12 protein-coding genes and 1 pseudogene are annotated in these 18,220 nt (G+C 41.3%); 2 read left to right on the top strand and 11 right to left on the bottom strand.

Annotated features, from left to right (window positions below; all coding sequences use genetic code 11):
• Nucleotides 1-23: 23 nt before the first annotated feature.
• The 6 genes from ptsP to ACXAEO_RS06085 form a co-directional block, all read right to left on the bottom strand.
• Nucleotides 24-1,742 (bottom strand): phosphoenolpyruvate--protein phosphotransferase, encoded by a 1,719-nt coding sequence (gene ptsP, locus ACXAEO_RS06110; protein ID WP_474879189.1) that lies wholly within the window; start codon nucleotides 1,740-1,742, stop codon nucleotides 24-26.
• The gene (locus ACXAEO_RS06105) at nucleotides 1,742-2,008 is read right to left on the bottom strand and encodes a phosphocarrier protein HPr (RefSeq protein WP_474879186.1); all 267 of its coding nucleotides are present in this window, start codon (nucleotides 2,006-2,008) and stop codon (nucleotides 1,742-1,744) included. The genes ptsP and ACXAEO_RS06105 overlap by 1 nt, the downstream gene beginning before the upstream one ends.
• Before the next feature lie 78 nt (nucleotides 2,009-2,086).
• Nucleotides 2,087-3,034 (bottom strand): mannose-6-phosphate isomerase, class I, encoded by a 948-nt coding sequence (gene manA / locus ACXAEO_RS06100; protein ID WP_474879181.1) that lies wholly within the window; start codon nucleotides 3,032-3,034, stop codon nucleotides 2,087-2,089.
• Nucleotides 3,035-3,187: 153 nt separating this feature from the next.
• The gene (mngB, locus tag ACXAEO_RS06095) at nucleotides 3,188-5,800 is read right to left on the bottom strand and encodes a mannosylglycerate hydrolase (protein WP_474879179.1); all 2,613 of its coding nucleotides are present in this window, start codon (nucleotides 5,798-5,800) and stop codon (nucleotides 3,188-3,190) included.
• Between the two features lie 66 nt (nucleotides 5,801-5,866).
• On the bottom strand, nucleotides 5,867-7,804 hold the full coding sequence (gene mngA / locus ACXAEO_RS06090) for a PTS 2-O-a-mannosyl-D-glycerate transporter subunit IIABC (RefSeq protein ID WP_474879177.1): 1,938 nt from the start codon (nucleotides 7,802-7,804) through the stop codon (nucleotides 5,867-5,869).
• Between the two features lie 113 nt (nucleotides 7,805-7,917).
• Nucleotides 7,918-8,667, bottom strand: a complete 750-nt coding sequence (locus tag ACXAEO_RS06085) for a MurR/RpiR family transcriptional regulator (RefSeq protein ID WP_474879175.1) — start codon at nucleotides 8,665-8,667, stop codon at nucleotides 7,918-7,920.
• A gap of 135 nt (nucleotides 8,668-8,802) precedes the next feature.
• Between ACXAEO_RS06085 and ACXAEO_RS06080 the strand changes: the two genes are divergently transcribed.
• A complete protein-coding gene (locus ACXAEO_RS06080; protein WP_474879172.1) occupies nucleotides 8,803-9,882 on the top strand; it encodes a CdaR family transcriptional regulator in 1,080 nt (359 codons plus the stop codon).
• A 123-nt stretch (nucleotides 9,883-10,005) separates the two neighbouring features.
• On the top strand, nucleotides 10,006-11,151 hold the full coding sequence (locus tag ACXAEO_RS06075; protein ID WP_474879170.1) for a glycerate kinase: 1,146 nt from the start codon (nucleotides 10,006-10,008) through the stop codon (nucleotides 11,149-11,151).
• Between the two features lie 104 nt (nucleotides 11,152-11,255).
• Here the strand turns inward: ACXAEO_RS06075 and ACXAEO_RS06070 are convergent, their stop codons facing one another.
• The 5 genes and pseudogenes from ACXAEO_RS06070 to ACXAEO_RS06050 form a co-directional block, all read right to left on the bottom strand.
• On the bottom strand, nucleotides 11,256-12,158 hold the full coding sequence (locus ACXAEO_RS06070; protein WP_474879167.1) for an AEC family transporter: 903 nt from the start codon (nucleotides 12,156-12,158) through the stop codon (nucleotides 11,256-11,258).
• 221 nt (nucleotides 12,159-12,379) lie between these two features.
• A pseudogene (locus tag ACXAEO_RS06065) lies at nucleotides 12,380-13,812 on the bottom strand (aldehyde dehydrogenase family protein).
• A 31-nt stretch (nucleotides 13,813-13,843) separates the two neighbouring features.
• On the bottom strand, nucleotides 13,844-14,575 hold the full coding sequence (locus ACXAEO_RS06060) for a GntR family transcriptional regulator (protein ID WP_474879164.1): 732 nt from the start codon (nucleotides 14,573-14,575) through the stop codon (nucleotides 13,844-13,846).
• A 49-nt stretch (nucleotides 14,576-14,624) separates the two neighbouring features.
• Nucleotides 14,625-15,965, bottom strand: a complete 1,341-nt coding sequence (gene sftI, locus ACXAEO_RS06055) for a sulfoquinovose isomerase (RefSeq protein ID WP_474879162.1) — start codon at nucleotides 15,963-15,965, stop codon at nucleotides 14,625-14,627.
• 208 nt (nucleotides 15,966-16,173) lie between these two features.
• Nucleotides 16,174-18,213, bottom strand: a complete 2,040-nt coding sequence (locus tag ACXAEO_RS06050) for an alpha-glucosidase (RefSeq protein ID WP_474879159.1) — start codon at nucleotides 18,211-18,213, stop codon at nucleotides 16,174-16,176.
• Between the last annotated feature and the right edge of the window lie 7 nt (nucleotides 18,214-18,220).

The following is an 18,220-nucleotide window of genomic DNA, read 5'->3' as shown; positions in this document are numbered from 1 at the left end:
GACGCTTTTTTACATATAGGCGATTATTTCATCCATGTATTGCGAACAAATTGCTCAACTTCTGATGTTGTATTCATCGAAAGAATCGTCTCTACATGTTGTTCAATTTCCGCTTTTGATAAGTGACGGATTTGAGAACGTGCTTTTAAAATCGATGTTGCACTCATGGAGAACTCGTCTAGTCCAAGTCCTAAAAGGATTGGAACAGCGATTTCATCGCCAGCCATCTCGCCGCACATTCCAGCCCATTTGCCTTCTTTATGAGCCGCGTCGATGACCATTTTAATGAGGCGAAGAATCGCCGGATTGTACGGCTGATATAAATAAGACACGCGTTCGTTCATACGGTCAGCCGCCAATGTATATTGAATTAAATCATTTGTTCCGATTGAGAAGAAATCTACTTCTTTCGCGAATAAATCAGCAATGACCGCCGAAGAAGGAATTTCAACCATCATTCCCACTTCAATTTCCTCGGAAACCGCTACACCTTCTGCTTGAAGTTTTGCTTTTTCTTCCATTAAGATTGCTTTTGCTTGGCGGAATTCATCAAGCGTCGCAATCATTGGGAACATAATTTTTAAGTTGCCGTATGTGCTAGCACGTAATAACGCACGAAGCTGTGTACGGAACATATCTTGCATTTCTAAACATAGACGGATAGCACGGAACCCTAAGAATGGGTTCATTTCTTTCGGAAGATCTAAGTACGGAAGCTCTTTATCTCCACCGATATCTAATGTACGGACAACGACTGGTTTGCCTTCCATACGCTCTAATACGGTTTTGTAAGCATCAAATTGCTCTTCTTCCGTCGGAAGCGTGTCACGGCCCATGTAAAGGAATTCTGTACGGTATAACCCGACACCTTCCCCGCCGTTTTCAAGCACACCTTTGACGTCATCTGGTGTTCCGATATTTGCCGCTAACTCCACATGGTGATGGTCCGCTGAAACGGTTTGTTCATTCACAAGCTTCGCCCACTCTGCTTTTTGTGCTTCGTAAGCGGCTTTTTTCTCTTCGTAAGCTTGAACCGTTTCCGGTGTTGGGTCGACGATAACTTGACCGTCTAATCCATCAACAATGACAAGCACACCGTTGGCAATGTCAGCTGTGACCGTTTTCGCTCCAACAACAGCTGGAATTTCCATCGAACGTGCCATAATTGCCGAGTGAGACGTACGGCCGCCGATGTCGGTTGTAAAGCCTTTAACATATTGACGGTTTAACTGGGCTGTATCAGAAGGTGTTAAGTCTTCTGCGATGATGATAACTTCTTCTGAAATCATGCTTGGGTTCGCAATAGTCACACCAAGAAGGTGAGCAAGTACACGCTTCGTAACGTCGCGAATGTCGGCTGCACGCTCTTTCATATATTCATTGTCCATAGACTCGAACATTTGAATGAACATCGTCGCGACTTCATTTAACGCAAACTCAGCATTCACTTGGTCCGTTTTAATTTTATCTTTAATCGGATTAATAAGCTCTGGATCGCTTAAAACAAGAAGATGCGCCGCAAAAATGTCGGCTTTATCTTCGCCAAGCTCTTTACGCGCATGTTCTTTAATCACTTCAAGTTCTGATGTCGATGTTGCAAGCGCTTGTTCAAAGCGTGCAATTTCTGCCTCAATATCGGCTACAGCTGTTTTTTCAACGGTTAAATCTGGGTGTTCAAGACGAAATGCTTTGGCAAAAGCAATGCCGCTTGACGCGGCAATGCCTGAAATTTCTTTTGTCATTATTCAGCTAAACCTGCGTTTTTCATTGTTTCTGCTAAAGCAGCAACAGCCTCTTGTGCGTCAGAACCTTCAGCAGTAATTTTAATTTCCGCACCGTTTGGAATGCCTAAAGACATTACACCCATGATAGATTTTAAGTTTACAGCTTTACCGTTGTATTCTAAGTTAATATCAGCATCAAATTTGCTTGCTGCTTGTACTAAAGTTGTCGCTGGACGCGCGTGAATTCCTGTTGGATCTGTAATTGTAAACATTTTTTCAGTCATTTTTAATTCCTCCATGTTGTATTGTTCTTTTGAAAGTATATTATAATTATACATCTTTATTCAAGAGGTATTTTATTTTTAAATATGAGATACAATTAATTCCATGTTTCCTTTCAACTGAAACGCCGTAAATTCATACGGCAATAAGAAATGTGTTCCTTTTGTTAACACATATTCTTCTTCACCTTGCACTAATGAGCCTTCCCCTTCAATGACACTGCATAGTAAAAATGGATATGGCTGATCGAACGAAACTTCTCCATCTATTTCCCATTTTGAAACGGAAAAATAGTCATTTTCAATAAAGGTCGTAACTTTCTTTCCGGCCGCTTCTTCCGTTTGGAACGTCACTTGCTCAGCTTCGTGTGGAACCGTAATAACATTCTTTGATTTTTCTAAATGGAGTTCACGCAAGTTTCCTTCAGCATCTCTTCGATCGTAGTCATACAAACGATAGGTCGTATCGGAATTTTGTTGTGTTTCTAACACGAGCGTTCCTTTGCAAAGCGCATGTACCGTTCCGCTTGGAACATAGAAAAAGTCGCCTTTTTTAATTTTCACACGTCGAAGGAGTCTGTCCCAATTGCCTTCATTCATCATGTTCACTAGCTCTTCTTTGGACTGTGCTTCATGTCCGAAAATAAGCTCTGCATCTTCTTCGCAGTCAATAATATACCAGCACTCCGTTTTTCCAAACTCACCGTTTTCATGCTCATTCGCATACGCATCATCAGGATGAACTTGTACCGATAAATCATCGTTAGCATCCAAAATTTTAATTAACAACGGAAACTTTTCTCCATCTAAATTTCCGAACAGTTCGCGTTTGTTATTCCATAAGTCTTCTAGCGTATAGCCCTCATATTCCCCACCTCGAACGACAGACTGCCCGTTCGGATGAGCAGATATGGCCCAACATTCCCCTACATTGCTTGATGGAATGTCGTAATGAAAAACAGTTTTTAATTTGTCTCCGCCCCATATTCTTTCCTGAAAAATAGGAGCAAAAAAGATTGGGTGTTTCATAGTTTCGTCACCTCATCATGATTGCACGTTTAAAATGAACGTAAAAAGACACTTATTCTTATGATTAGAAACCGTCACGGAATCTTTATGCACCAAAAGAGTAGTGTCTCTTTACGCATTACTAAAAAAAGATTAGTTCATTCTCGCCTCTATTTATTGGAAAAGAATGGTTTTCACTTGATTCGTTTTTACTTGTGCTTCTACTTTGTTGCCTTCTGTCGCTAACGCTTGTAGCGGTTTTTCATTTAAATTCGCTGCATAGGCGTTCTCAACTGCACGATTAATTTGGAAGGAAGCTGTTCTTTCTTCCTCCGTTGCATTGTAAAAACGAATCGCTAATTGGTCCGTTTTTTCTGCTTTCTTTAACGTGCTTAACACAGCGTCTGATTGCGTTTCTTGTAAAAGCGTGAACGACATCGGTGTTTTCACATTAGCATCGTTCAGCTTCATCGCATTGTACGGAATTTTATTGTAAAGATGAATTGGCGTTACATATTCTTTTGCTGTACGGGCCACATTTGCTTTTAATGTTGACTGCTCATGTGTGACAATCGCAAAGTCTAGTACAAGCTTGCCGAGCATTTGAGAATCTGGAGTAGGCAATTTAATACCAGAAGGACGGCCAGGTCTTCTCACTAGCTCTTCTTTCCCAAGAACTCCGATGCTTCTAAACAATGTAATTGCCATTGTGTCATATTGCTCACCAACAATTTCAAACTCTCTCGTGCTGTTTGTTAGTACACTCATGCCGTATTCTTCGTTTGATAAGCCAACAAATGTTAACATTGGGTAAATGGAGTCTGGACGCTCATCCCAATCTTCTTTCTCCCAAACATCCATCGCACTATCGTATACATCACGCTTAATGAAACCAAATTGGTTATCAGAAACCGAGAAGGCAGAAGCGATGCCTGTCGGAATAAGCGCTCTTAGACGGTGATCTTTCGCATGATTGTCTAGTTCGAACGTTACGTCGATGATTCGTTTATCGTTTGGAACCGTTACAGTCACATGAACATCAACAGATCCATCGACGATTTGCTCTTTTCGTTTCTCTAAATCTCCAGGAACTTCAAGCGTATATCGAATATCGATTACAGCCGCATATTGGTTTTGTTTAATGTCTACCTTTGCGTCTACTTTGTCGCTGTAAATTAATGTTTCGTGTGCAAGTGGAGAGAAATCATACTCATCCCCATCGTCCCCGCCATTTTCAAGCAGAAGAACGTCACGGAATGTTTTGTTAAGCTTTTTGTCTAAAATATTCAATGTCCCGTTACTATTAACTGAAATTTCGTAAAATTCTGTATTTAATACATCTGTTTGGGCAATTGAATTGGTCATTTCTTTGTCATTTTCCGTAACAAAATATGTTTTGTATCCCATTGACGGAATGCGATCTTTTAGCTGAACCGTATAGTTCACGAATGGATCATAGTTTCCGTAATGGACGATTTGACGGTCAATTAAGCCTGGATCCATAATTTCTTGATCGATGACCTCAAATGGAACTTCGTTTCCATTTTCATCTACTAGCTTAAAGCTCTTCATCTTTGTGATAACAGATGTTGTAATCACTTCTTCACGTTCGTAAGGAAGCAAGTTAAACGCTGTAAGACGGTCATCATTTGATTCTGTGTCAATTGAATCCACAATTTTTCTCTTATAGTACTCAATCAGCTGATCTACTTTTTCTTCAGCTAAGAAGAAGCGATTGAAGATTTCTTGATGAACTTTATCTGAACAGCAGCAACCGATGCTATCATGGGCATGGTTTTTCATGATTTCTTTCCAAATCAGTTCAATTAAGCCGTGATGATATTCAAAACCTAAGCTGTAGGCAATGGATGCAATTGGTTCTAAAATGTTCGTAATTTTACTTTCAATTCTCGCATTTGCTGCTTTAATATCCATACGAGTAGAATAGATGCTGCGGTGAACACGCGCATATTTTCCATCTAAAAATTCACCTTTTAACGTCGGTAAATCTTCTTGCTTTTCTAATTCAGCAAAAACATTTTCATACTTGCTTAAGAAAAATTCACGCTCTGGATATAACTTACGAAGCTTCTCCATAATGGTAAAGATGTTTTTCTGAATTGGCATTTGGTCATGACCGTTCGGTAAGATAATGTTTTCCGTCGTCGCACCGCGATCTAATACCTTGAAATATTTATCAATGCGCTCTTGAAGCTTTTCTTCATCTTCAGGTAAGTATTTTCCGATGGCATAACCTAATGGGAATAATTGAACAAGAACTTTTGAGCCTTCGTCTGTTTCCCAATAAAATTCTGTTTTATTTGTGCCGTGACGCTCTGATGTTCCACGCCAGAAAATGGAGTATTTAATATCAAATCCATTCAAAATTTGCGGCATTTGCGCAGATTGCCCGAATGAATCTGGAAGATAACCGATTTGCATATGGCTACCAAATCCTTCACAATCTTTCATTCCGTATAGCAAGTTACGAACGATTGATTCCCCGCCCACAACCATTTCATCTGTTTGCGTATACCATGGGCCGATTATCAACTTCCCTTGCTGCACAAGCTTTTTCACGCGCTCTTTATTTTCCGGTTTAACCGCAAAGTAATCTTCTAAAACCGCTGTTTGTCCGTCTAAAATATAATGCGGATAGTCTGGATTAGTCTCCAACATCTCCATGATTTCTTCCATATTGTTGACTAAAAGAATTCTAGATTCCTCTGTGGAAAAATACCACTCTCTATCCCAATGCATATGTGGTACGATATGAACTTTTTTCATGATGTCCTCCGATCACTTCATTTTTTGGTTAAAAGAAAATGGACAATTTGAGTCCCACAAGCCGCATTACGCAGCTTGTGATGACTTTTGATTTTTTTCCTTCTTTATTCTGCCTTTACGTGTGAGGATGAGCAGGACCATGGAAACAAGTGCCCCAAGGACCGCCGCTCCAAACCAAATACCTGCTGCTTTTAATAATGGTTGACCTTGCAATAATGCTAGAGAGAAAATCCCTGCACCCGGTACGTTTAAGCCAATTTGCGAATAAGAAACAATCGCTCCTGTAATCGCTGACCCGACGATAAGAGATGGAATAACACGTAGAGGATCTCTCATAGCAAACGGAATGGCCCCTTCTGTAATCCCGGCTAATACTAGCAACCAAGTTTGTTTTCCAACTTCTTGCTCTTCTTTATTGAAATACTTTTGTCCAAGCATCGTTGCTCCCGTAATAGAGAAACCAGATACCATCTTGACAGAAGCAAAGGTCGCATAAGGAACAAAGTTACCTGTTGCCATTGCTCCGATACAGAACGTATATGCTGCTTTATTAACAGGACCACCAAGGTCAAAGGAAACCATTGCCCCTAAAAGCGCCCCTAAAATAATGGCATTTGTTCCAGACATGCCTTCTAACCAGTTAATTAATCCTTGATTCAAGAACGCAAGCGGTTTTCCGATCACAAAAAGCATGATGGAACCGACCACAAGTGTTCCGACAACCGGATATACCCAGAAACTAATGAATCCAGCAAATGTACCTTTTGGTTTAATTGTTTGTTTTAAATATTTCAAGAAGAAACCAGCTAAAAGACCTCCAAGCATCCCACCAAGGAAACCGCTGCCAATTAAGTTGGCTGCAACACCTGCGGCAAAACCTGGACCGAGGGCTGGTTTATCTGCGATTGAGTAAGCCATGTATGCAGCAAGAACCGGCACCATCAATGTACCTAATAACGTTCCGCCGAGCTGTCTTAATAACCAAAGCCATGAACCTTCTGTAGCATAAAGCTCTTGAAGATCAAACGCTTGAGATAATAAAACGGCCACTGCTAATGTCATACCACCCGCTACGATAAGTGGAATAATGTAAGAAATCCCTGTTAAAATGGAATCCTTCACTTCTGTTTTAAACGATTTTTTATCGCTTTCTTCTTCAAAAGAAGCGCTTTCAGAAATGGCCTGCTCTGTTTTCGGTGTTTGTTCACTTTTCGCTAATGCTTGCTCTAAAATACCCTTTGCGTTTTTGAGCGGAGCAGCAACAGGTGTCTTCACCTTCGGAAGATGACTGTATCTCTCTTCATTTTTTACAGCTACGTCTACGGAGAACACAACAGCATCTGCTTTACTTAGCTGTTCTTTCGTGTGACGATCTTCAATGCCGTTAGCACCTTGTTTTTCAACAAATACATCGACACCTAATTCTTTCCCCGCCTTTACAAGCGCTTCTGCTGCCATGTAAGTATGAGCAATTCCAGCTGGACATGCCGTAACAGCTAAAATCGTTTTGCCAAGTTGCTTCACAGCTGCTGTTTCTTTTTCTTCATCTTGCTTGTCCAAGTTTTCAAACATCTCTTCGCTTGTTTGAGAATCAAGTAAGCGCTTTTTATATGTTTCGTTCGATAATCTTGTGACAAATTCAGATAGTAACGAAAGATGGGTAGAACCTGCTTCCGTTTCTGGAATGGCCAATAAGATAACTAATTCCACTTCATTACTTGGATCAATGCTTTCCCAATCTTTTAACGGTTTTTGCAGCGTCGCAATTGCGAAAGCCGCTTCTTTTACCGCTGATGATTTCCCGTGGGGAATCGCCAAGCCGCCTTCAAAGCCTGTAGGAGACAACGCCTCTCTATCTATAACCGCTTGATAAAAGCCTTCTTTGGAATTCAGCTTCCCTGCTTCATCCAATTTGTTAATCAAGTATTTGATTACCTCATCTTTGGAGTGAAAGGGTTGTTTCGTGCTAATTAATGCTGGCGACGAAAGATTTTGTAATAACATGTTTAAACCCCCTTTTTTTCTCTGTTGTGAATTCACAACTTAATCGTAGCACAAAAAAAATAAGAAGAGCTTTTCTTCTTATTTTTACACAAACGGGATTTTGAAAAGCGCTTTCATGTGTATTTATACACATCTTCCGCAAATTCCCAGTAGTATTCGGATAATGTTTGCACAACCACCATCAAAGGGGTTTTATCAGTAATATTAAAACCGTTCAACGTTTTCTTCGGTGCATAACAATATAAATTAACATCGGCTAATTGCTGCAAAGAATTTCGATTAAAATGAGTAAGAGAGATCATTTTAATGCCTTGCTCCTTCGCTAATTGCGCTATTTCGAGTACTTGAGGTGTTTCTCCTGATAAACTGAGTAGAATAAAAACATCTTCCTCATCCAGTTGGCGGACATTATGTATCACTTCATGGCGATGCATATAAAAATCAGATTGCTTACCAACAATCTTCAAATTCTTCACAAGCATCTCACAAAACAATCCTGTATCTCCTACCCCATAGAAAAGAACCTTTTTAGCATGCTGAATCATTTTGCACACCATCTGTATTTTTTCCATATCAATTAAGTTGAAAGTTTGATGGAGATTAAAATGCAGGCTATCTGCTGCTTCTTCTTTTTCTTCATTAATCTCCTCTTTTAAACTATTTTTCAAATGAGAATAACCATCGTACCCAAGTTTACGACAAAGTCTTGTAACCGTATTCGGAACGGTAAATAAATTAGCAGCCAGCGACTGAATCGATAAGTTGACGACCTCTTTTTTATTTTTTATGATAAATTCAACAATTTGGTCATCTGTGTCGTTTAATTTATATTCAAATTTTTGAACTCGGTCTTCAAAATGCATTTTGACCATCACCTCTACACATCTTTTCTAAAATCGGCACTCTTGATTGGTCTATTATATCAAAAGTGCAGGAATTTCTATATCATATAGAAAAGACGTGTTTCAAACAAGAATTTAACGAAAAGGATGTCAGCAATGAACGAAGCATTTCAAATTAGCAGCGCTCTAGCCCAAACCATTGTCGATGCGGCAAAAGAAGTCATTGGAAAACATATTAACTTCATGCAATTAAACGGCAAAATCATTGCCAGCACAGACCCGAGTCGAGTGAACACGTTTCATGAAGCTGCTTTTCAAGTTCATGAAAAAGGAAGCAGCATTGAAGTGACTGAAAATGACCTATTCAAAGGCACAAAAATGGGCATTAATTATCCAGTTGTCATTGATGGCCAAATGCTTGGGATTATTGGCATCTCTGGTGATCCTGAAGAATGCCAAACACTCGGCTTTCTCCTGACAAAAATTACCGAAGTACTAATTAAAGAACAAATAATGCTTAGCAAAGGTCATTCTTTAGATGAGCAGCGTTCAGCCATCGTTCGGATGCTTATTTTTGAAAATGACAAAAGGAATGCTTTCATGCAAGAGACCTTACAGCAGCTTCATTATGAACTAGAAGAAAAGGCATTTGCTGCCGTCGTTCATTTGCCCGAGTGGAATAATTCATCTGCCTCTCGGATTCATCATCTCTTTTTAAAGCATGGTATTAAGCTATTTACATATGTCTTCCCGAATCAATATGTCCTCATTATGAATGAATCCAACTATAACGCGGTCATTCAAGCATTACCTGCTTCATTACCGGCGATCCAACAGCATTTTTCCATCGGGATCGGCCAGATTACTTCTTTAGAAAAACTTGAGCACTCGTACAAAAAGGCAAAGCTCGCATTAAAATATGCGCTATTGAAACAAGTGAGTATTTGTGAGTACAAACGATTAGATCTTGAATTGATGTTGGAAAACATTGATCAAGACGTAAAAGACGATTATACAAAAAAGCTAATTGGAAAACTCTCTAAAGAAGAAATGACACTCCTCTATACTTATTATGAGCAGGACCTCTCCTTAAAAAAGACAGCAGAAGAACTGTTCATTCATAAAAACACACTGCAATACCGGCTCGATAAAATTGCCGAAAAAACAGGTGTCAATCCAAGAAATTATCATGATTCAGTCAAACTATACATCGCCCTTTTGCTTCAAGCCTTTTAGCTTGAGGCGTTTTTGTTATGCAGAACAACAAGTCCCCTTATTCTTTGGCATGCCGTCCATTACATCTTCCCTCTTGCTCCTCTATACTTTATATCAAGATGAATTACGAGGAGGAACCACTCAATGAAAGTTTTAATTGCTATTGACTCGTTTAAAGGCAGTATTTCTTCAATAGATGGAAGTGAAGCCATTTCACTTGGAATAAAAGATGTCTATCCTGATGCTAAAATCCTTACACTCCCTTTAGCAGACGGGGGAGAAGGAACAGTGGAAGCATTAGTTGAAGCAACAGGTGGACAATTTATTCAGAAAGAGATCACAGGTCCGCTACATGAGAAAGTAGAAGCCGTGTACGGAATCTTAGGAAGCGAACAGACAGCTGTCATCGAAGTAGCCGCCGCATGCGGTTTGCCACTCGTTCCTGATGAACAACGCAACCCGTTCGTAACGACAACATACGGGGTCGGTGAGCTCATTTGTGATGCGATTGAAAAAGGGTGCCGTGAATTCGTTATTGGACTCGGGGGCAGTGCAACAAACGACGCAGGAGTTGGCATGCTTCAAGCATTAGGTTTTTCCTTTTTAAATGAAAACAAAGAAAAAGTCGGTTTAGGGGGAAAAGAACTGCAACATATTCACTCCATTGATATCACAAATGTGCACCCGCTTTTAAAAGAATGTACATTCCACGTTGCATGTGATGTGAACAACCCTCTTTACGGCCCAAATGGAGCAGCTCATATTTTTGCTCCGCAAAAAGGAGCCTCACCCGACATGGTGAAAACACTCGATAAAGGATTAGAACATTTTGCACAAGTAGTGGCCGAACAGTTAAATATCGATATTCATCACATTGCTGGTGCCGGAGCAGCAGGCGGACTCGGCGCAGCTTTTGCCGGCTTTTTGAATGCTCGCCTTCAATCAGGCATTCAACTTATTTTAGATGTCATTAAAATGGAAGAAAAGATGAATGGAGTAAATTTTGTCATTACAGGTGAAGGAAAAATGGACGGGCAAACGTCTATGGGGAAAGCCCCTCTCGGTGTCGCGGAACTGGCTCATAAGCATGGCATTCCGGTCATCGCTTTAGCTGGGGGAATTACAGAAGAAACAGCTGCCTTAAATGAGCTTGGTATCACATCTTACTTCTCCATTGTGACCGCGCCAATGTCGCTTGAACAAGCGATGGATCGACATGTCGCATTTCATAATTTACGCTTAACGACTAAACAGTTATTCCGTCTTATCCAAGCCGTTCGTTCAAAGTAAATTGAACATACGACGGTAAAGATTAAACCAAAAAAGGATGCCCCTGCAAGAATGTGTTTCTCTTACAGAGGCATCTTTTTTTCATTAACGTAAGCAACTGCACTTTAAAGAACTAGCATAAAAATAACAGGAAGCGTCGCGAGACTGAGCGACGTACTAACAAGTGTCGCGCTTGAAACAAAATCTGGTTCTGTATTGAACTGGAGCGCATACATCGTCGTGTTCGCGGCTGTCGGCATCGCTGCCATAATAATCATAATTTGCTTCATCATTTCGTCGACCGGCAAAAACAATGTGAAACCGTACGCGATAAGCGGAGAGATTCCGAGACGCAGCAGAAGCGACACAGAAATTTTCGCCGTCACCAAATTACGAACAGAAATTTTGGCAAGTTGCATGCCTAACACAATCATGATCGTTGGAATGGCGGCATCTGCCACTAAATCAACCGCTTGTTTCACCGAGCTGCCAAGCGGAATGTGAAACAATTGAAATACACTTCCTAAAAGGGCACCGTATACCATTGGCATGCGCTGAACGGCACGAATGGCTGAACGAATCCCGTCTCCATCCGGACTTCCTTTCGCTGCATAATATACCCCGACCGTACACATTACGAGTGATTGAATAACCATTAAGACAATGGCATAGTCTAAACCTGCAACTCCAAACAATAAAAGAACGACAGGTGTTCCGTAGTTGCCGTTATTCATAAAAGCGGAGGCTAAAATCATTCCGCACGTTTCAACCGTAGAATACTTTCGAATCGTGGCAATCGTATAAACGATAGCAATAATTGCAAAACAAAGAGCAAATGTATAGATGGTCATATATACATAATTCACATTAAATTCCGTCGTATAAAAAGTGCGGAATACAAGCACAGGTGACATTACATATAGGGCCATCGTTGAGATACTTTTCGTGTCAAACCCAATCTTCTTTTGAGCGATAAAACCAAGGGCAAAAATCCCGAAAATCGGCAAGAGCACTTGGAAAAATTCCATTACGGTCACCTTCGTTACAATAAATTTCTAAGTTAACTAAGCACTTATTCATTTTGTGCGTTGGCAGATGTTGCTAAATCTATGATACTCCTAAAACCAAAAATTTAAAAGGTCGAACTTCCGAACCTTATTGAAAGAATCCATCGAGAGTACTCTTTAACTAAAAATAAACTTAAAATAATCAAGCAGCATCATCGCTGCTTGATTATTTCAGTTGATGATTATAAATTTAATACGACAATGCGCTCTTCGGTCATTTCTTCGATTGCATATTTTGGTCCTTCTTTTCCTGTGCCGCTTTTTTCACGCCGCCGTAAGGCATATGGTCGACGCGGTAAGCTGATGCATCATTAATAATTAAACCGCCTACCTCAATTTCACGAGCTGCTTTCATCGCAAAGTTTAAATCGTTCGTAAATAAACCCGCTTGAAGACCGTAATCAGAATCATTCACTTTTGCAATGACTTCCTCGATTTCTTTATACGCCGCAACTGCGACAACCGGACCGAATACTTCCTGGCGGCATACTTTCATTTCGTCATGAACATTGGTTAAAATGGTCGGAGAATAAAACGCACCATCACGCTTTCCGCCAAGCTCGACAACTGCTCCTTGTTCGACCGCTTCATTGACCCATGCTTCCACACGCTCCGCTTCACTTAAGCGGATCATCGGACCGATGTCTGTCCCTTCCTCAAGTGGGTCCCCGACAACAAATTGTTCCGTTTTTTCTTTCAAGCTTGCTACAAATGTCTCAAAGATATCCTCATGAACATATATACGTTGTACAGAAATACATACTTGCCCAGCATTGTTAAAGCTTTTTTGAGCGATTAATGATGCTGCCTGTTCCAAATTCGCATCTTTATGAACGACTGTAGCGGAGTTGTTTCCTAATTCTAATGCTACTTTGCGTAAGCCCGCTTTAGAACGAATAAACTCACCAACACGCGGGCTTCCTGTAAAGGTAAACATGTTCACATCTTGATTTTCCAGCAACCAGCCGCCAATTTCTGCTCCGTCACCTGTCACCACTTGAAGACGGCCCTTCGGAAGACCGGCTTCTTCTAATACCATTGCCAGCATTAATGCACAAATAGGAGTCACTTCCGCTGGTTTCAATACAACGCTGTTTCCAGCCGCCAATGCCGGACCAATTTTATGGCAAACAAGATTCAACGGCACATTGAACGGTGTAATCGCTGCAATCACTCCTACCGGGACACGCACTGTAAAGGCCATGCGATTTTCCGAACCTGGAGCTGCTTCGACTGGAACACCTTCGCCATGAATACGTTTCGCTTCCTCAGCGGATACTTCCAGCGTTTGAGCCGCACGCTCCACTTCCCCCCTTGAGTCACGGATCGGTTTTCCAACTTCAACAGCAAGCACTTGTGCAAATTCTTCACGGCGCTCTAATAATAGTTTAGAAGCTTTCATTAGTACATTGTAGCGCTCATAAGGAGAAAATGACTCTTTCACGGCTGCTTTCGCACTTTTCACGGCTGCATCGACCTGCTCTTTTGTCGCAACCGCGATTTGAGCAGCTGGTTCTTGCGTATACTTGTTCAAAACATCCATCTGTTTTTCTGTTTGTTCCCATTTACCATCAATGTATAATCCATATTGTTTTACGTCTGTTGCTGTTGTCATTTCTCTCCACTCCCTTGTTATCTATTCTTCTTTATCGCTTCAATTCAATATCATAATGATATTTATCACTTCGGAATTTTGTGTTCGTAAATTCGATAGGCTTATCATCAAATCCAAAGCTTAAACGGGTCATTTCAAGCAACGCTTCCCCGCCGCGAATGCCAAGCAAATCCGCTTCATAAATGGTTGCATTAATGGCAGAGATTTTTTCCTTCGCCCGCTTTAAATGAACATCGTTTTGCTCTAAAATTTCATAAAATTTTGCTCCGTCCAAATCATGTTGCGTCAGAATTTTCCCAATAGAAGCCGGCCAGCATGAGCGCTCAATGGCAATTGGTGTTTTATCCGCAAAACGAATCCGCTCAACGACAAGTACTTCTTCGTCTTCTTCTAGTTCAAGCATCGATTTTTCAAAATATAAGTCGGTTGAAAATTCTGCTCGGACTAATTTAGAATGCGGTGTCAGCCCCTTTTCAACCGCTTCTTCGGCAAATCCTTTCAATTTTCCGAGACTGCCAACTAATCGTTGTTGTTTGACGATGGTTCCTTTTCCTTGCTTTTTTTCCAACAACCCATCTTGTACAAGCATTGAAATAGCTTGGCGGATCGTTGTCCGGCTCACATTGAATTCTTCCATCAATTCCTGTTCGGTTGGAATGAGCGTGTTCGGTTTCCACGTTTTTTCCTGAATCCGTTTTACTAAAATGTCTTTTACTTGCACATACAGTGCGATATTTTTCGTTGCATCTACGATTTCTGCCAATCGCTAAACCTCTCTTTCGTTTTACCCGTCAAGTGTGGCCGTCTCTTTATTAGCAATAGACATTCGTCTCAATTCCGAGAAGACGCCCTAGTTCAACAAGCTGTTTTGTTACATCCCCATATACAAGGGCAAAATGAGGCTCATATCCTTCATTCATCAGTTCATATAATGTATCGGTCACATCTGTTGCCAAAGCGACTTCCACTGATGTGCCATTGAACGGCTTTGCTGTATCAAGAGCATTCCCTTTCATAACAAGAAGACGATAACCATCTGGTGTATGGCTGACGCGGAACATCGTGACTTCTCCTGCCTTTAATCCGAAGTCCATCGTAAAGCCCATTTTCCGGTTTGGATGGACACCAGCCGTTGCTCCTGTTGAAGGATTGGCAAGTGAATAAGCACCGGCACCACAATGCCAAAACACAACTGAATTGTTTTCTTCGTTCACATGTACTAAATCACCTAAATAAGGTGCATTTCCCCCACTCAGTTCACGGAGAACGAACATAGAGACAGCTCCGTGAATGTCAGATTCACAGGAAGAGACGACTCCATCTTCAGTGAATTGAGATAAGGTGGAACAGGCGGCTGCTCCTAAATCATTGAAGAAATCCGGCCAGCATCGAACAGCAAGTGCTTGAACATTCTCTTTTTCAATATGTTTTTTAATGTATGTTGAAAACTGGGCGAATTTCTTGACGGTTTCGTCATCTCTTCTTAACCCGATGACTTGCTGTTCCGCTCGTTCGATGGCACCAATCCATTCTTCTTCAGGCAACTCAACACATTTTTTAAACGCATCATACAAGTCCATTTTATGGAGGGTCACACCAAATGTAGATTGCAGTTCCTGTTCATTTGTATCAGAAAAGAAGAACCCAGGCGGATGCTCCCCTACAACGCCAATCTTCAATTGTTGAAGTGCCTTCATCACTTTCATCACGCTAACCTGTTGCAACAAACGTTCTTGAAGGGCCACTTCATCCGGATTTCCGAAAAGGAAGGCGAACGGATGACGGTAATTCTTTAAAACATTGCTTGTACTATTTCCCCCAGTGAGTGAGTTTAAACGAAGGCGCCCGCCGACACTCGGCTCACGGACTGACCACACAATGACTGGCTCTTTTCGATATTCGAGCGCCTTGACCATAAATTCCCCATCAGCAAATGTCACGCTTTGATATAATACCGTATCGATTGGCTGATCCTTCATAGACAGTAAAAAGGCTTCCATGTCTTCAACTGAAGTTAAAATCTCTTCTGGAGCCACCACCGTTTGAACGTTCTCGTGCAGCCATGCCATGCTTTGCTGACGATATTGCTCGGCTGTCTCTAAATCGAATGTTTTTCTGCCGATCGGTAAATATAGCACGTTTACATTTAACATATTGTTTCCCCTTTGTCTCGATTAAATTTAAATTCGTTATGACCATTATAATATACATCATTACCTTTTGGTAGCCCTAAAGGTAATTTGTTTTTGATTTTTTCCAATGGTTTATCCTTTGTTACGAATGGGTAGATCATAAATGTAAGCTTCCCCCAATAGCCAAAAAAAGGCTGCTCTTTCTTATCATGAGCAGCCCCTTTGCACCTTATAAGTGTGATAGCTCTTCAAATAACCCTTTCCAAGAAGAGTGCTTCCGGTAAAACACTGGTGGATAGCCAATAGGTGCCTCTACTGAAACTGTGCCGCCTTTGTATTCTCTTCCAGACCACACGTGAATCCACTCGTCTTCCGGCAAGTACACTTCCCATTGCTGCTCATTTTCTTGATGTACAGGGGCAACAAGTACGTCCGGTCCAAATAAATATTGGTATTGAATATCATACGCTTTTTCGTCTTGCTCATAATGCATAAATAATGGACGTTGAACAGGGATACCTTTTTCCGCATTTTCTTTCACAAGCGCTTTTGTATAAGGGGCAAGTGCGACATAGATATTCGTCATTCTCGCTAAATGCTCAAGCGTTTCATCATCACCGTCGTATTGGAAACAATCGTACGGACGATTTCCTTCATGTGTACGCATGACTGGTGTAAAAGCCCCCATCTCTGCCCATCTCATGAGAAGTTCTTTTGAACGCTTATTGCCGTGTAAACTTGTGTAGCCGCCAATGTCACTATGATGCAAGCCACAGCCGACCATGCCTGATGAAAGAGCCGCTGGGATAACAGACGCTAAGCCGTCATCAAGCGTCCAATCAACGCTTTGATCACCTGCCCACAGCAGCGTGCAATATTTTTGAATGCCTGTATAACCCGCACGCATGAAATAGACAACCTCTCCAAGCTTCCCTGCTTCCTCAACCGCTTCGTAATTTGCTTTTGCCCAAAGCGTCGGCCATGCATTATGCATCTTCATCGGCGACACCCCGTTGTGGAGCACGACATCTGTTGGTAAATATTCACCGAAGTCGGCCATCCAACCGTCCAATCCAAAGCCAATCAAGTTATCTTTAATCACTGTTTTATACCATTCGAAGGCTTCAGGGTTTGTAAAATCGACTACCCCGCAGTAAAATTCACCGAAATCGACTAAATACGTTTCTCCACTTTCATTAAGGGCTAAATAGCCTCTTTCGTTCGCATGCTGGAACAAGTCCCCTTCGACTGCCACGTACGGATTAATATAGCCTAAAAAGCGAATACCTTTTTCTTTCCATTCATGAATCTTCTTGTCCAAGTTGGGATATTCCGCTGGATTCCAGCGCCAATTCCACATCAGACGCTTTCCAAATGAAGTAATTCGCTTTCCTTGCCAATCTTGACACCACACACCACCAATTTTGACTCCTTTAGCGAGTGCCTTTTCAATTTTTTCTTCTACAACATCTGTACCGCCTTGAATTCCAAGCCAAATGCCATTGTATGTCCATTCAGGCAACTCTGGCTGACGCCCGAACCGTTCCGTAATTTTTTCAACAAGCTCCATAAATGTCGGTGCCCCTTCAAAGACAACTTCTTGTGGCACTTCCCAAATATGAAGTTCATGAAAATCAGAATGACGGAAGTTAAAGTCAGCATAGGCCGTCGTCTCTACATGACAATAATATTTTCGTGATGATACAAAAGTTGGCTGCGGGAAATTGGTATGATAATAATCCCCGCCTGCTTTGTCTAATACGTCTGCTTGCCATGTCACATATGTGTTTTTATTTCGACCTACCCCAGGCTCTGATGTCCAAAGCGGGAAGTTTTTGCCGCGCATATTAAAGTGAGACATTTGCTCTCCGCAGCCGTACACTTTTTCCTCATGATCTGCTTCGACTCGAATCCAAAAGCGGTTGATCGTTTCATCGACTTCTGTAAACTGAAGCTTCGCTTGACCGTTTTCAACCTTTAAAGTGAGCGTCACGTCCGGGACCCCATCAGCAAATTTACTGAGATAAATAAGAGCTTCCCCATTTTCCTTCTGCTGTACTTGTGCATAGCGAAGGGCGGTTCTCTCAATCACGTAATCTTGAATATCAAAATTTCCACGATACATATCAATCGTCTCTTCACCATATCCTGCGTAAACAAGAGGCTTTGTCACGGAATGCTGAAGAAGCAAGTCACCATTCCAGTTCAGCTCAAATCCGTCTGCCGTTAAATTGACCAACATTTCTGTTTGTACTTGAATGTTCCCCATCCTATTC

The organism is Bacillus sp. ABA4_010 (assembly GCF_056159105.1).
The sequence above is the reverse complement of the archived record's forward strand: the minus strand, read 5'-3'. Positions and strand labels throughout refer to the sequence as shown.

Excerpts from the sequence above, each read along its gene's own strand:
- ptsP (WP_474879189.1), bottom strand. The coding sequence starts at position 1,742 with ATGACAAAAGAAATTTCAGGCATTGCCGCGTCAAGCGGCATTGCTTTT.
- ACXAEO_RS06105 (WP_474879186.1), bottom strand. The coding sequence starts at position 2,008 with ATGACTGAAAAAATGTTTACAATTACAGATCCAACAGGAATTCACGCG.
- manA (WP_474879181.1), bottom strand. The coding sequence starts at position 3,034 with ATGAAACACCCAATCTTTTTTGCTCCTATTTTTCAGGAAAGAATATGG.
- mngB (WP_474879179.1), bottom strand. The coding sequence starts at position 5,800 with ATGAAAAAAGTTCATATCGTACCACATATGCATTGGGATAGAGAGTGG.
- mngA (WP_474879177.1), bottom strand. The coding sequence starts at position 7,804 with ATGTTATTACAAAATCTTTCGTCGCCAGCATTAATTAGCACGAAACAA.
- ACXAEO_RS06085 (WP_474879175.1), bottom strand. The coding sequence starts at position 8,667 with ATGCATTTTGAAGACCGAGTTCAAAAATTTGAATATAAATTAAACGAC.
- ACXAEO_RS06080 (WP_474879172.1), top strand. The coding sequence starts at position 8,803 with ATGAACGAAGCATTTCAAATTAGCAGCGCTCTAGCCCAAACCATTGTC.
- ACXAEO_RS06075 (WP_474879170.1), top strand. The coding sequence starts at position 10,006 with ATGAAAGTTTTAATTGCTATTGACTCGTTTAAAGGCAGTATTTCTTCA.
- ACXAEO_RS06070 (WP_474879167.1), bottom strand. The coding sequence starts at position 12,158 with ATGGAATTTTTCCAAGTGCTCTTGCCGATTTTCGGGATTTTTGCCCTT.
- sftI (WP_474879162.1), bottom strand. The coding sequence starts at position 15,965 with ATGTTAAATGTAAACGTGCTATATTTACCGATCGGCAGAAAAACATTC.
- ACXAEO_RS06050 (WP_474879159.1), bottom strand. The coding sequence starts at position 18,213 with ATGGGGAACATTCAAGTACAAACAGAAATGTTGGTCAATTTAACGGCA.